At 71.1% G+C, this 13,213-nt stretch carries 16 protein-coding genes; 12 read left to right on the top strand and 4 right to left on the bottom strand.

The features are described from left to right. Positions 1–4 precede the first annotated feature (4 nt). Positions 5–820 (bottom strand): FAD:protein FMN transferase, encoded by an 816-nt coding sequence (locus ACFVH2_RS05885; protein WP_378420446.1) that lies wholly within the window; start codon positions 818–820, stop codon positions 5–7. Positions 821–935: 115 nt separating this feature from the next. On the opposite strand from ACFVH2_RS05885, the gene ACFVH2_RS05880 reads away from it, so the two are divergent. From ACFVH2_RS05880 to ACFVH2_RS05860, 5 genes are all read left to right on the top strand, one after another. After that, positions 936–1,697, top strand: coding sequence for a crotonase/enoyl-CoA hydratase family protein (locus ACFVH2_RS05880; protein WP_378420447.1), 762 nt, complete (start codon positions 936–938; stop codon positions 1,695–1,697). Between the two features lie 23 nt (positions 1,698–1,720). Next, positions 1,721–2,956, top strand: a complete 1,236-nt coding sequence (locus ACFVH2_RS05875; RefSeq protein ID WP_378420448.1) for a hypothetical protein — start codon at positions 1,721–1,723, stop codon at positions 2,954–2,956. A gap of 69 nt (positions 2,957–3,025) precedes the next feature. Beyond that, positions 3,026–3,271: a DUF2630 family protein gene (locus ACFVH2_RS05870; RefSeq protein ID WP_378420449.1), complete on the top strand. Its 246-nt coding sequence runs from the start codon at positions 3,026–3,028 to the stop codon at positions 3,269–3,271. Positions 3,272–3,310: 39 nt separating this feature from the next. Continuing rightward, entirely contained in the window at positions 3,311–4,780 is a 1,470-nt protein-coding gene (locus ACFVH2_RS05865) for a dihydrolipoyl dehydrogenase family protein (RefSeq protein ID WP_378420450.1), read from the top strand. Then, on the top strand, positions 4,773–6,257 hold the full coding sequence (locus ACFVH2_RS05860; RefSeq protein WP_378420451.1) for a carboxylesterase/lipase family protein: 1,485 nt from the start codon (positions 4,773–4,775) through the stop codon (positions 6,255–6,257). Before ACFVH2_RS05865 ends, ACFVH2_RS05860 begins: the two co-directional genes overlap by 8 nt. A 7-nt stretch (positions 6,258–6,264) precedes the next feature. Here ACFVH2_RS05860 and ACFVH2_RS05855 read toward each other — a convergent pair whose 3' ends face one another. The 3 genes from ACFVH2_RS05855 to cobF all read right to left on the bottom strand — a co-directional run bounded on the left by ACFVH2_RS05855 (position 6,265) and on the right by cobF (position 8,604). Further along, the gene (locus ACFVH2_RS05855; RefSeq protein WP_378420452.1) at positions 6,265–6,792 is read right to left on the bottom strand and encodes a hypothetical protein; all 528 of its coding nucleotides are present in this window, start codon (positions 6,790–6,792) and stop codon (positions 6,265–6,267) included. Positions 6,793–6,912: 120 nt separating this feature from the next. After that, on the bottom strand, positions 6,913–7,788 hold the full coding sequence (locus ACFVH2_RS05850; RefSeq protein WP_378420453.1) for an Fpg/Nei family DNA glycosylase: 876 nt from the start codon (positions 7,786–7,788) through the stop codon (positions 6,913–6,915). A 75-nt stretch (positions 7,789–7,863) separates the two neighbouring features. Beyond that, entirely contained in the window at positions 7,864–8,604 is a 741-nt protein-coding gene (cobF, locus tag ACFVH2_RS05845) for a precorrin-6A synthase (deacetylating) (protein ID WP_378420454.1), read from the bottom strand. A gap of 33 nt (positions 8,605–8,637) precedes the next feature. Here cobF and ACFVH2_RS05840 point away from each other — a divergent pair, with 33 nt between their 5' ends. From ACFVH2_RS05840 to ACFVH2_RS05810, 7 genes are all read left to right on the top strand, one after another. Further along, positions 8,638–9,453: a thymidylate synthase gene (locus ACFVH2_RS05840; RefSeq protein WP_378420455.1), complete on the top strand. Its 816-nt coding sequence runs from the start codon at positions 8,638–8,640 to the stop codon at positions 9,451–9,453. Continuing rightward, positions 9,453–9,935 (top strand): dihydrofolate reductase, encoded by a 483-nt coding sequence (locus tag ACFVH2_RS05835; RefSeq protein ID WP_378420456.1) that lies wholly within the window; start codon positions 9,453–9,455, stop codon positions 9,933–9,935. Before ACFVH2_RS05840 ends, ACFVH2_RS05835 begins: the two co-directional genes overlap by 1 nt. A gap of 98 nt (positions 9,936–10,033) precedes the next feature. Beyond that, a complete protein-coding gene (locus tag ACFVH2_RS05830) occupies positions 10,034–10,360 on the top strand; it encodes a cupin domain-containing protein (RefSeq protein ID WP_378420457.1) in 327 nt (108 codons plus the stop codon). A gap of 111 nt (positions 10,361–10,471) precedes the next feature. Continuing rightward, positions 10,472–11,365, top strand: a complete 894-nt coding sequence (locus ACFVH2_RS05825; protein WP_378420458.1) for a diiron oxygenase — start codon at positions 10,472–10,474, stop codon at positions 11,363–11,365. Then, positions 11,362–11,718 (top strand): DUF4873 domain-containing protein, encoded by a 357-nt coding sequence (locus ACFVH2_RS05820; protein ID WP_378420459.1) that lies wholly within the window; start codon positions 11,362–11,364, stop codon positions 11,716–11,718. The genes ACFVH2_RS05825 and ACFVH2_RS05820 overlap by 4 nt, the downstream gene beginning before the upstream one ends. Before the next feature lie 59 nt (positions 11,719–11,777). Continuing rightward, entirely contained in the window at positions 11,778–12,476 is a 699-nt protein-coding gene (locus ACFVH2_RS05815) for an alpha/beta fold hydrolase (protein WP_378420460.1), read from the top strand. Then, positions 12,473–13,204 (top strand): SRPBCC domain-containing protein, encoded by a 732-nt coding sequence (locus tag ACFVH2_RS05810; RefSeq protein ID WP_378420461.1) that lies wholly within the window; start codon positions 12,473–12,475, stop codon positions 13,202–13,204. Before ACFVH2_RS05815 ends, ACFVH2_RS05810 begins: the two co-directional genes overlap by 4 nt. Positions 13,205–13,213 lie beyond the last annotated feature (9 nt).

Genomic DNA, 13,213 nt, shown 5'->3' with positions numbered 1-13,213 from the left:
TCGCTCAGGCGACGTGCCCGTGCGGGCACAGGTGCAGCCACGCGTCGGTGGTGCGCACGCTGCCCCGGCGATAGGCGACTCGGGCGGCCAGGTCGTTCTCGGTGAGCCACCGCAGCGCCGCGACCCCGCGACCGAGCGCGGCCGTCGCGGCGGCGTAGGCCCACAGTCCGTCCTCGGCGATCACGGTCACCGTGTCGATGCCACCGTCCGCCACGTCCCCGGTCGGCTCGGCGGCGCGGGCCGATGCCATCGTCCGGCCGGACACCACCTCGACCTGTTCACCGCCCCCGTACGGGTACCCGCCGAGCCCGACCTGCCAGCCGCCGATCGGGCAGTGCCCGGACGTCGCGACGATGTCGTCGACGCGGACCATCACACCGCATTCGAGGTTGTCGGCGGCCGCCCGGGCGACCTGGTGTGCGGTGCCGGCCTTGGCCGTTCCGGTGATGTCGAGGAACACCCCGAACGGCGCGAACACGGTGTCCCCATCCAGCCGCACGTCCGTGAATCCCGGTGTCGGGTGGGAGGTCGGGACCTGAGCGGCCTCCAGCGACAGCGGCGACACCGCGCCCGCGGTCATCCTGGCCGCCCACAGCGCCGAACGGATCAGCTCGGTCAGGCGCGGGCTGACCCTGACCGGCGTGCCCTGTGCCAGATTGACCGCGTGAATCTCGGCGTCCCCGCGGGTCAGGTCGCACGCGGCCTGCACGTCGGACAGGGTCGCCGACACAATTTCCGCCGCAGCGGTGAGCGCCGCCCATTCGGTGACGCGCACCTCGACCTCACTCCCCCAGGTGCTCCATTGCGTGCTCGGGACCATGATCGTGCTCCACGGAAATCGGGCGCTGATGCGGATCAGCTGGTGTTGAACTTCCAGTATGCGCCCCCATCCTGTGGGTGTCCTGAGCGATTTTCCTCGGGGTAGCGTCAGCCGCATGAGCGTGCGCACCGAACGAAACGGGCCCGTGACCACCGTCGTTCTCGACCGGCCCGAAGTCCGCAATGCCGTCGACGGCCCGACCGCCGCGGCACTCGCCGAGGCCTTCACCGCCTTCGATGCGGATCCCGACGCCGCGGTCGCGGTGCTCTGGGGCGAGGGCGGCACCTTCTGCGCCGGGGCCGACCTCAAGGGGCTCGGCACCGACCGTTCGAACCGACTCGACCCGGACGGGGACGGCCCGATGGGGCCCACCCGGATGCGACTGTCCAAGCCGGTGATCGCCGCGATCTCCGGGCACGCGGTGGCCGGCGGCCTCGAACTGGCCCTGTGGTGCGATCTGCGGGTCGCGGAGGAGGACGCCGTGCTGGGTGTGTTCTGCCGCCGGTGGGGGGTGCCGCTGATCGACGGCGGCACGGTCCGCCTGCCGCGGCTGATCGGCAGCAGCAGGGCGATGGACCTGGTACTCACCGGCAGGCCGGTCGACGCCGCCGAGGCACTGGCGATGGGCCTGGTCAACCGGGTGGTGCCGACCGGCGCGGCGCGCGCAGAGGCCGAGGCACTGGCGTTGCAGCTGGCGGGCTTCCCCCAGACGTGCCTGCGCCAGGATCGGCTCTCGCTGCTCGAGCAGGAGGGTCTCGCCGAGGAAGACGCGCTGCACCGGGAGTTCGAGCACGGCCTGGCGTCGGTGCAGTCCGACGCCCTCTCGGGCGCGGCCCGCTTCGCGGCCGGCGAGGGCAGGCACGGGAGCTTCGGCTGAACACCCCGCCCGACCGCCTGTCGGTGGTCGACGAGATGTTCCTGCGCACCCACCACGGCTTCGGGACGCCGGTGGTGATGCAGGGCCTGTGGCGTACCACGGAGCGCGTGGAGGCCGCGACCCTCGCCCAGGTGCATCGCCTTCTCGCCGCGGGACCGTTGGGCCGCACCGTGATTCGACCACGACTACCGGGCGCCCGGCCGCGCTGGCAGTCCGGCGCCACGCCGTGGCCGCTGGACTACCCGGCCGACGCCGTCGCCGCCGACGCCGTGGTCGCGTGGGCGGATCGGGTGGCCCGCGATCCGGTCGATCCCGAGGCGGGCGCGGGGTGGCGACTGGCCGCCGCCCGGATCGACGGGGGCGGCACGGTGGTCTCGCTGGTGTGTTCGCACGTCCTCGCCGATGCCCGCGGTCTGGCCCGGGTGCTAGCCGACGCGATGTCCGGGTCCGCCACTCCCCCACCCCCGCCGCCCGCCCACCCACTGCGGGCCGACCTGGCCGACGCGGTCCGGATGTACGGCTCGGTGGGCGCCCGGACCCTGCGGGCCGTCGCGGGACTGGTGCTCCACCCCGCCCGGATCGCGACGCTGTCGCCCGTGCGCGTGGAGCACCCCAGCCGGAGTACCGATCGCGCGCAGTCGCCGGAGGCGATCGTGATCGAGGTCGACGCCGCACGGTGGGACGCCGCGGCGACCCGGGACGGCGGCACCCCCAACTCGCTGCTGGTCGCGCTCGCCGTCGAGGTCGCGCAGCCGCATTCTCCGGTGCAGGTCAGCGTGCCGGTCGACCGTCGCGCCGATCCGGATTCCCCGGCCAATGCGGTGGACATGGTGGCGGTGACGATCGGGCCGGGCGACTCCCCCGCCGCCGTGCGCACGGCGCTGCGTGCGGCGTACGCCCAGCCGCCGATGTCCAGTCCGGCCGGGTTCCCGCCGGAGCTGCTGCAACTGGTGTCCGACGCGACCGCGCACCGGCTGGCCCCGAACCCCGGCGAACGGGACGTGCTGTGCTCGAACATCGGGACGATCCCCGACGCGCTGAGTTCGCTCGGCGGGCACCGGGCGAGCGGCATCGCGACCCGCGCGGTGCACCCCGGGGTCACCCCGGCGCAGGCAGCGGGCGCCCGGAACCGGTTGTCCGCGTACATGTGTCGTGTCCAAGGCCGGTACACCTTGGCGCTGGTCTCGATGGACGGCGGGCTGCGCGCGCGCACCGAGGAGGCGCTGGGGGCACACGGACTGAGCGCGCGCTACTGGTGAAGGGGCGGCCGACCCGGCCTATGGTGGAACAGAACCCGTGATCCTTGTCGAGACGAGTGGAGTTCACCGATGAGCGAACAGGACATCCTCGTGCGTATTCGCGAGCTCGTGGACACCGAACACGCACTGCGCGCGAAGACCGAGGCAGGCGAGCTGGACCCCGACACCGAGCAGGCGCGACTCGCCTCGGTCGAGCAGACCCTGGACCAGTGCTGGGACCTGCTGCGCCAGCGTCGCGCTCGAGCGGATGCGGGCTTGCCGCCGGACGAGGTGCCGGTCAGCCCGGCCGGGCAGGTCGAGGGCTACCTGCAGTAACCCGGGTACCGACCCTCGAACCGTTCTACGGTGGACGACATGGCCACACAGACGGAGTACGACGTCATCGTGATCGGCGGCGGACCCGCGGGCGAGGTCGCGGCCCAGTACGCCGTCGCCGGCTCGGACCGCACCGCCGCGATCGTCGAGCACGAACTGCTCGGCGGCGAATGCTCGTACTGGGCCTGCATGCCGAGCAAGGCCCTGCTGCGGCCGGCGACGGTGCTCGGCGCCGCCAGGGCCATGCCCGGCGTCCGGTCGACCGTCGGCGACACCGCGCTCGAGGTCCCTGCCGTCCTGCGCCGCCGCGACGCCTTCACCAGCCACCACAACGACTCCCGACAGGTCGGGTGGGCCCGCTCGCTCGGGATCGACGTGCGCCGCGGGTCGGCGCAGCTGACCGGCGAGCGCACGATCGAGATCTCGACCGGAGGGCACGGCGACCCGCCCACCGGCACGTTGCGGGCCCGCCACGCGGTGGTCCTCGCGACCGGGTCGCAGCCCGTCTTCCCGCCGGTGCCCGGCCTGCGGGAGGCGCTGCCGTGGACGTCCCGCGACGCGACCAACCTGCGTGAGGTGCCGCGCCGGGTCGCGATCGTCGGCGGGGGCGTGGTGGCCACCGAGTGCGCTACCTGGCTGCTCGCCTTCGGTGCCCGCGAGGTCACGTTGATCGTCCGGGGGTCCGCACTGCTGGCGTCCGCCGAACCGTTCGCGGGCGACCTCGTCACCCGCGCCCTGCGCGACGGCGGCGCCACCGTGCTCTTCGGCACCAGCCCGACCGCCGTGCACCGCGACCGGCCGCACGACACCGGCGAAGGCCGGGTGCACGGCGGCCCGGTCACGGTGACACTGGACGACCCGGCACGGACCGAGCTCATCGTCGACGAACTGATCGTCGCGGCGGGGCGCAGGCCCGCGACCGCCGGACTGGGGCTCGCCGCCGTCGGCCTCAGCGACGGGCGGATCTCCACCGACGACCACCTCACCGTCGAGGGCGTGCCCGGCAACTGGCTGTACGCGATCGGCGACGTCAGCGGCCGCGCCCCGCTCACCCACATGGGCAAGTACCACGGCCGGGTGTGCGGCGACGTGATCGCCGCTCGCGCCGAGTACCGCCCGCTCGACGGTCCTCGCTTCCTCGCGAGCGCCGACCACGGCCGGGTTCCCCAGGTGGTGTTCACCTCGCCCGAGGTCGCCTCGGTGGGTCGCACGCAGCGTCAGGCCACCGAGGACGGGTTCGACGTCGAGACCGTCGAGGTGGACATCGCTGTCGCCGGATCCTCGCTGCTGCGAGACGATTTCGCAGGCCACGCGAAGCTGGTGATCGACCGTGCCACCGACACCCTGATCGGCGCGACGTTCGCGGGCACCGAGGTCGCCGAGCTTGCGCACGCCGCGACGGTGGCGGTCGCGGGCCGGGTGCCGATGGAGTCGTTGTGGCACGCCGTCCCCGCCTACCCGACGGTCAGCGAGGTCTGGCTGCACCTGCTGGAGGCGCGTCGTGGCTGATCCCCTGGTGGTCCCGACCGCGGAGGGCGCCGTGCTCGGCCGCGAGCAGCACGGGCTGCGGACCTGGCGCGGAATCCCCTACGCGGCACCGCCGGTCGGTGAGCTCCGGCTGCGCGCTCCGCGTCCGGTGGCCACCTGGCCCGGGGTTCGTGACGCACTCGAGTTCGGCTCGTCGGCACCGCAGTCCGGCCGCGGTGGCCGGCGCGGAACCGGCGAGGACTGCCTCACCCTGAACGTGACGGCCCCCGCAACCCGCAGCGACGACCGCAGGCCGGTGATGGTGTTCGTGCACGGCGGCGCCTACAACGGCGGATCGACGTCCACCTCGCTCTACCGGGGCGACTCGCTGGTGCGCCGCGGCGACGTGGTGTACGTGTCGGTGAGCTACCGGCTCGGCGCTCTAGGCTACCTCGACTTCAGTGAATACTCCACTCCGGAAAGGCCTTTCGACTCGAACCTCGGACTGCGGGACCAGCTGGCCGCCCTCGGGTGGGTGCGCCGCAACATCGCCGCGTTCGGCGGCGACCCGGACAACGTCACCCTGTTCGGCGAGTCCTCGGGAGCCAACGCGGTGACCACCCTCATGTGCGTCCCGGCGGCCGACGGACTGTTCGCCCGCGCCATCGCGGAGAGCCCGCCCGCCGCCTCGGCGTACGGGCCCGACCGGGCGAAGGGCTGGGCCACCGAGTTCGTCGACATTCTCGGCGGCTCCGCCGATCCCGTCCGGGCCCTGACCACCGCACACCCGGACGCCCTGGTTCGTGCCGGCGATGCCCTGGCCGCGCGCGGCGCGGACGAGGCGCCCGGCACGCGAGCCTTCGCACCGATGGTGGACGGCGACCTGTTGCCGCAGCACCCGCTCGACGCGTTCGCCTCCGGCCGTCAGCACCGGATCCCGCTGATCATCGGAACCAATGCCCATGAGGGCACACTGTTTCCGCGTTTCCTCGACATCATCCCGACCGATCCGGTGCGGATCGAGAAGATGTTCGAGGAGACCGACCCCGCACTGAAGGCGCGCATCCAGGCGGCGTACCGCGGCTATCCGCGGCGGCGAGCAGCGGTCCGCCTCGGCGGGGACGTCACCTTCTGGGAGCCGTCGGTGCTCGTCGCGCAGTCCCATGCCACCGCGGCACCGACCTATGCGTACCGCTACGACTTCTCCCCGCGCCTGTTCGACCTCACCGGGTTCGGGGCCACCCACGGCACCGAGATGCTGGCCGTGTTCGGGGCGGGCGACGGGCCGCTCGGCCGCGCCGCGACCGTGCTCGGCGGCCGCCGCGGGCTACGCGCGGCGACCGCCGTCGTCCAATCGCACTGGCTGCACTTCGCCCGGTACGGCACCCCACGGGGGAATTGGCCGGCGTACTCGACGCAGCGCCGCGAGACGCTGATCCTCGACGCGCAGCCGCGGGTCGAGGCGGACCCGAATGCCGAGCTGCGGAAGGCCTGGATCGGCTACCGGCACCGGCGGTGACCCTCTCCTAGCCTCCCGCGCCGTTGTTCGGATTGGTGCAGATCGTCCCCTCACACGGCACGGCGCTACCGTCGCCGTTCGGGTTCTCCATCACCGCACCACCGTTCGCCTGCGGGTCGGTCCCCGCCCCGTGGTCAGGGTTGGTGCAGATCGTCCCCTCGCACGGCACGAAGTTGCCGCTGCCGTCCGGGTTCGGGATCGCACCCGGCCCGACATAGCTACCCAGGGGGCAGCCGGGATCCTGGTTCTGGGCGCAGTACGCGGCACTCAGGTTGTCACCGGTGGAGCCGTCCGCGCCGACGGGACCCGCCGCGGGAGTGACCACCGGGGTGGGCGCCTGCATGGGTGCCTGGGCCCCGGGCTCGACAGTCGGCGGTTGCTCGTGCTGGGTCGGGTTCGCCATCGACGTGACGGTGGTCGTGGTGGCAGTCGTGGACGAGGACGTGGTGGTCGAGTCCGAGGAGTCGTCGCTGCACCCGGCAGCGAAGGCGGTCAGGGTCAAGGCGGCAAGGACAACAACACTGCGTTTGAGCATGAAGCATTCCTTTCCGAGACGTCGTCCCTCGGCTTCGAGGGTCCATCGAAAGGTAGCCGGAACTGCGGCCGCATTCGGTGAACCGGCGCCATGTCGCGACCGGCCCGTGCGAAACCCTGACTACTTCAGCAGCTTCGACATGCGGCGATCCGCGAGGATCTTGCCGCCGGTCTGGCAGGTCGGGCAGTACTGGAACGACCGTTCCGCGAACGAGACCTCCCGGACGGTGTCGCCGCACACCGGGCACGGCAGCCCGGTGCGCGCGTGCACCCGCATCCCGGATCGCTTCTCCCCCTTGAGACGCGCCGCATCCTGCCCGACCGATCTCTGGACGGCGTCGGTCAGCGTCGAGCGCATCGCCGAGTGCAGGGCCGCCACCTCCTCGGCGCCGAGCTTGTTCGCGGTCGCGAAGGGGCTCAGCTTGGCCACGTGCAGAATCTCGTCGGAGTATGCGTTGCCGATCCCCGCCAGCACCGACTGATCGGTGAGTGCGGTCTTGATCCGTTGCGAGGTCTTCGAAAGTAGTTCCGCCAGAACCGGTTCGGTCACATCGAGCGCATCGGGGCCGAGCTTGGCGATGCCCGGAACCTCGGCCGGGGTGCGCACCAGCCAGACGGCAAGCCGCTTCTTGGTGCCCGCCTCGGTGAGGTCGATCGCCGGGGTGCCGCCGTCGGGCGCGAACAGGTGCACCCGCAGCGCCAACGGTCCCTTGCCCGGCTTCGGCGGCGTCGCGCTCGGATTGTCGCTCCAGCGCAGCCAGCCCGCCCGCGACAGGTGGGTGATCAACCACAGCCCGTCCTCCTCGCCGCATCGGATCCCGAGATGCTTTCCGAATCGCGCGGCGCCACTCACGTCCCGGCCCGGCAGAGCGGAGATCGGCGGGTCGAAGGTCTTGAGCACGCTCAGCGCGGCGACGTCCACCCGTCCGATCACCGCACCCACCGCATGGGCGCGCAGGAACTGTGCCAGGGCCTCTACCTCGGGCAGTTCGGGCATGTCAGCAAGTATTGCGCCTTCGGCGCAGTGGTGCACCTACGGAGTCCACGGACTCCGTAAGCGCACCACTGCGCGCTAGCGCCTTCGGACCAGGTAGGTGTCCATGATCCAGCCCTTGCGCTCGCGCAGCTCGGCGCGTACCCGGACGATCTCCCGCGACACCTCGGCGAGGTCGCCCGAGACCAACACCTCGTCGGGGGTGCCGAGGTACGCGCCCCACCAGATGTCCCAGTCCCCGGCGAGGCTGGTGAAACTGTTCTCCGCGTCGAGCATCACCACCGCGTCGCGCACCCCGTCCGGCAGTCCCTCGCGGAGCCGTCGACCGGTGGTGACGTGCACCGGCTCGCCGATCCGGTTGAGCACGATGCGGTGCTGGGCGGCGAGCGACTGGACGCTGGTGACGCCGGGGACGACCGAGTAGTCGAAGCCGACGACGCCCCGCGCGAGCACCCGCTCGACGATCCGCAGTGTGCTGTCGTAGAGCGAGGGGTCGCCCCAGACCAGAATCGCGCCGACCCCCTCGACGGCGGCGAACGCCTCCTCGAAGATCGCGGCGCGGCGGTCGTGCCAGTCGTCGACGACGCCGGTGTAGTCCGCCGGGGTCCGGTCCCGCGGCGGATCGAGGATCTCGACGATCCGGTACTCGCGGTCCATGTGCGCGGACAGGATCGTCGTGCGCAGGTCCACCAGGTCCTGCTTCTCGTCGCCCTTGCCGATGACGAAGAAGACGTCGGCCCGGTTCATCGCCTTGACCGCCTGGACAGTCACCTGGTCGGGGTCGCCGGCGCCGATGCCGATCACGAGAAGCTCACGCATGTGGAGATTGTGGCAGGGCCTAGGATGTACGCGATGACTGCCCAGCCCGCCCCCGTCCATGCACCCTACGAGGAATTGCTGCGCCTGGTCATGGAGACAGGCGCCGCGAAGGCGGACCGCACCGGCACCGGGACGCGCAGCGTCTTCGGGCACCAGATGCGCTGGGACCTCACCGAGGGTTTCCCCCTGATCACCACCAAGAAGGTGCACCTCAAGTCCATCGTCTACGAGCTGCTGTGGTTCCTGCGCGGCGAGTCCAACGTCAAGTGGCTGCGCGAACACGGGGTCACCATCTGGGACGAGTGGGCGGACACGGACGGCGAGCTCGGCCCGGTGTACGGCGTGCAGTGGCGGTCGTGGCCGACGCCGTCGGGCGAACACATCGATCAGATCAGCAAGGTGATCGAGACGCTGAGGACCAATCCGGACTCGCGACGGATCATCGTCTCGGCGTGGAACGTCGCCGACCTCGACGAGATGGCGCTGCAGCCGTGCCACGCGTTCTTCCAGTTCTACGTCGCCGACGGCAAGCTCAGCTGCCAGCTGTACCAGCGCAGCGCCGACCTGTTCCTGGGCGTGCCGTTCAACATCGCCAGCTACGCGCTGCTCACGCACATGGTGGCGCAGCAGGCCGGGCTCGAGGTGGGCGACTTCATCTGGACCGGCGGCGACTGCCACATCTACGACAACCATGTCGAGCAGGTCACCGAGCAGCTCTCCCGCGAGCCGCTCCCCTACCCGACGCTGAAGCTGAACAAGCGCGACTCGATCTTCGACTACACCTTCGAGGACGTCGAGATCGTCGGCTACCGCCACCACCCCGCCATCAAGGCCCCGGTGGCCGTCTAGTGCTGGGTGTGATCTGGGCACAGGCCCACGGCGGCGTGATCGGCCGCGACAACGCCATCCCGTGGCGGATCCCGGAGGACATGGCCTACTTCAAGGCCGTCACGACCGGGCACCCGGTGATCATGGGCCGTCGAACCTGGGACTCGCTGCCGCCGCGCTTCCGGCCGCTGGCCGGCCGCCGCAACATCGTCGTCACCCGCGACCTGCAATGGGCGTCGGACGGGGCCGAGGTCGCGCACTCACTCGATGATGCGCTGGCCCTGGCCGGGGACGGCGAGGTCTGGGTGATGGGGGGCGGCCAGATCTACGCCGCCGCCCTGGACCGGGCGGACCGGGTTGCGGTCACCGAGGTGGACCTCGATGTCGACGGCGACGCTTACGCCCCGACATTGGGGCCCGAGTGGGTCGCCGAGCGAACTGGAGACTGGCAGGAATCGAGCCGCGACGGCGTCCGGTTCCGATTCGTGACCTACGGCCGCTGACGCATTCGGCGAGTACTGCGCCGAGGGCAGTACGGTGGTCCATACTGCAGGGGCACGACGAGATCGCAACAGGTCTTTCCCCAGCGAGAGGCACGCCCATGGACAAGAAGTCGCTGACCGCGGTTGCGCGGCAACAACTCAAACTCGCCAACACCGCGACGAGCGGACGCAGCTCGCAGACGATCTACGGCGGTCACCAACGCAGCCTGCGGCAGACGGTGGTCGCGCTGATCGCCGGCGAGAAGTTGGCCGAGCACGACTCCCCCGGCGAGGCGACGCTCCTGGTGCTCAGCGGAACCCTGACGCTGATCGCGGGCGAGGACTCGTGGAAGGGTTCCGCGGGTGACCTCCTGGTGATTCCGACGATCCGGCACAGCGTGGAGGCGGTCGAGGACGTCGCGTTCCTGCTGACCGTCGCGAAGTAGGAACCTCGAGAGACAGTGTGAATTTTGGTCACACACACCTCTTGACCGTGCGAGCGGGCGGGCTTACGTTCCAGGTGTAACGGAAATCTCCGACGCGACGGAGGATCACCGATGCCAGCCACCACTCCCACCGACCGTGAGGTCGTTGCCGCCCGCCTGCTCGCCGGGTCGATCAAACGCTCGTACAACCCGGTCGTCGACCTCGATTGGGACGCCCCGCTGGTCGAGGGCCGGTACTTCCTGCCGCCGACGGTGCTGTCCCTGTACGGCACCCCGATGTGGGAGTCGATGTCCGAGGCGCAACGGATCGAGCTGTCCAGACAGGAGGCGGCGAACATCCTCAGCGTCGGCACCTGGTTCGAGAACATCCTGCTGCAGGCGCTGCTGCGCGACCTGCTGCACCGGGACCCGACGTCGCTGCAGACCCGGTACACGCTCACCGAGATGGGCGACGAGTGTCGGCACATGACGATGTTCGGCCGGGCCATTACGGCCATGGGCACCAAGCCGTTTCAGCTACGGCCGCACCAGGCGATGGTGGCGAACCTGCTCTCGAAGACCTTCCGCGGCACCATGCTGTGGGTGGCGGCGCTGATCGGCGAGGAGATCTTCGACGCCACCCAGCGGCGAGTGCAGAACGACCCCCAACTGCAGCCGATGATGTCGCGCGTGATGCGGATCCACGTGACCGAGGAGGCCCGGCACATCCGCTTCGCCCGCGAGGGCGTGCGGAGCCGGGTCGCCCGGACGCATCCGATCGAGAAGGCCTGGGTCGGCACGGTGCAGGGTGTCGGCGGGCTGTTGCTGCAACGACTGTTCACCAATCCCGCGATCTACGAACGGGCCGGGCTCGACGTGCGCGAGGCTCGCCGGCAGGCGCTGGCGAATCCGCACTTCCGGGAGAACCAGCGCCGGGGATTCGACGGCCTGGCCGCGTTCCTGCAGGAGAACGGTCTGATGCGGGCACCGTCGAGGGCGATGTGGCGGCGGTCGGGGTTCCTGTGATCGGACGCAGGCACCGGCACGAACGCCGCGCCGACGAGACACCACTGGTCGACCCCGAGCTGCTCGACCCGGACACCGTCTACGCCGGCCCTGCGGTGCTCGCGGCCGACGACGACGCGCTCGACGTCGTGGTCCACCTGAACGGGCACTTCGAACCCCTCGACGGACGCTTCCACTGGTACGGCCGCATCGAAGGCCCGACCGTGGGGGCCGTCACCGAACGGGGCCGGTCGCGGTTGACGCTCGCCGTCGACGACGGGCCGCCTCGCCCCGCCACGCTCGGGGAGCAGGACCCGTGGGGACACTTTCGGATCAGCGGCGTCGGCGCCCCGCCGTTCCACCTGCACGAGTAGGAGACCACGTCCGGGGAAGACCGAGGTCTCGAAGGATGCCGCTGCGTTAGCGTGGTTGCATGAGCGAGCCGTTCGAACGCGACGACGTGCGCGGGGATCTGCACCACCCCGAGGGCGAGCCGGTGGGCGCGCTGCTGCTGACCCACGGCGCAGGCGGCAACCGCGACGCGACGCTGTTGCAGCGCGCCGCCGACGAGTTCGCCGCACGGGGCGTGCTCGTGCTGCGCTACGACCTGCCGTTCCGGCAGCGCCGGCCGAAGGGGCCACCGAGCCCGTCGACGGCCGAGCAGGACCGTGAGGGCATCGCGACTGCCGTCGCCGCGGTACGCGAATTATTCACCGGCCCACTGATTCTCGGTGGCCACTCGTACGGCGGCAGGCAGTCGTCGATGCTCGCCGCGGACAGACCGGAGGTCTGCGACGGCCTGTTGCTGTTCTCCTACCCCCTGCACCCGCCCGGCAAGCCCGAGAAGGCACGCACCTCGCACCTGCCGGACCTGCGCAGTCCGTGCGTGTTCGTGCACGGCACCCGCGACCCCTTCGGCAGCCCGGACGAGATGCGCGTCGCCCTCGAACTCGTCACCGCGCCGACCCGACTCGTCCTGATCGAGGGCAAGGGCCACGACCTCGCGCCGGACCGCAGCGACGCGGTTCCCCGCGCGGTCGATGCGGTCGGCGACATGCTCGACCTCCACGCCCCTGCCCAAGGCGGCGCGGTCGCCGGCACGGCCGCAGATCCGGCAGGATCGGAGCCATGACCGACCACGAGACAGTCCTCGAGATCACCGTTGCGGCACCCGCGGAGCGCGTCTGGCAGGCACTCCGCGACCCTGCACTCATCCGGCGCTGGCACGGGTGGGAGTACGACGACGACAGGGGACTCGACGAGGAGATCCGGCAGATATTCGTCGACGGCGTCACCGAGGACGCAGCGGCGATGTCGCTGACCCTCCAGGGCGGCGACACCTTCACCGTGGTACCGGATCCCGAGGGCACCGCCGTTGTGCGAATCGTGCGTGCCGCCAAGGGATCCAACCCGGAATGGGACGACTGGTACGAGGACGTCACCGAGGGCTGGACGACCTTCCTCCAGCAGCTCGAGTTCGGCTTGGAACGCCACGGCCTGGCCGAGCGCCGCACGCTGTACCTCGACGGGCCGGTCGGCGACGCGACGGTGATGGAACTGTTCGGCGTGGGCGGGATCACCGGGGCGCCCGGTTCTGCCTACACCGCGCTGGTCGCCACCGGAGACGCACTCAGCGGCACGGTGTGGTTCCGCTCCCCGAAGCAGTTGGGGCTGACCGTCGACCAACTCGGTCCGGGCCTGCTGGTGCTCGCCACCCAGCCCGAGAACCCGCGACGCCCCGGCGGTGGCGCCCAGATGATTCTGAGCGCCTACGGCCGGAGCGCCGAGGAGTTCGCGGACCTCACGGACCGCTGGACCAGCTGGTGGCACGCCCGCGATCACGGCGCGGGGTGTTGCTGACCGGCTGCC

Origin of the sequence: Rhodococcus sp. NPDC127527 (assembly GCF_042672245.1) — a bacterium.
Lineage (GTDB): Bacteria > Actinomycetota > Actinomycetes > Mycobacteriales > Mycobacteriaceae > Rhodococcus_G.
The sequence above is the reverse complement of the archived record's forward strand: the minus strand, read 5'-3'. Positions and strand labels throughout refer to the sequence as shown.

Excerpts from the sequence above, each read along its gene's own strand:
- ACFVH2_RS05885 (WP_378420446.1), bottom strand. The coding sequence starts at position 820 with ATGGTCCCGAGCACGCAATGGAGCACCTGGGGGAGTGAGGTCGAGGTG.
- ACFVH2_RS05880 (WP_378420447.1), top strand. The coding sequence starts at position 936 with ATGAGCGTGCGCACCGAACGAAACGGGCCCGTGACCACCGTCGTTCTC.
- ACFVH2_RS05870 (WP_378420449.1), top strand. The coding sequence starts at position 3,026 with ATGAGCGAACAGGACATCCTCGTGCGTATTCGCGAGCTCGTGGACACC.
- ACFVH2_RS05865 (WP_378420450.1), top strand. The coding sequence starts at position 3,311 with ATGGCCACACAGACGGAGTACGACGTCATCGTGATCGGCGGCGGACCC.
- ACFVH2_RS05855 (WP_378420452.1), bottom strand. The coding sequence starts at position 6,792 with ATGCTCAAACGCAGTGTTGTTGTCCTTGCCGCCTTGACCCTGACCGCC.
- ACFVH2_RS05850 (WP_378420453.1), bottom strand. The coding sequence starts at position 7,788 with ATGCCCGAACTGCCCGAGGTAGAGGCCCTGGCACAGTTCCTGCGCGCC.
- cobF (WP_378420454.1), bottom strand. The coding sequence starts at position 8,604 with ATGCGTGAGCTTCTCGTGATCGGCATCGGCGCCGGCGACCCCGACCAG.
- ACFVH2_RS05840 (WP_378420455.1), top strand. The coding sequence starts at position 8,638 with ATGACTGCCCAGCCCGCCCCCGTCCATGCACCCTACGAGGAATTGCTG.
- ACFVH2_RS05830 (WP_378420457.1), top strand. The coding sequence starts at position 10,034 with ATGGACAAGAAGTCGCTGACCGCGGTTGCGCGGCAACAACTCAAACTC.
- ACFVH2_RS05825 (WP_378420458.1), top strand. The coding sequence starts at position 10,472 with ATGCCAGCCACCACTCCCACCGACCGTGAGGTCGTTGCCGCCCGCCTG.
- ACFVH2_RS05815 (WP_378420460.1), top strand. The coding sequence starts at position 11,778 with ATGAGCGAGCCGTTCGAACGCGACGACGTGCGCGGGGATCTGCACCAC.
- ACFVH2_RS05810 (WP_378420461.1), top strand. The coding sequence starts at position 12,473 with ATGACCGACCACGAGACAGTCCTCGAGATCACCGTTGCGGCACCCGCG.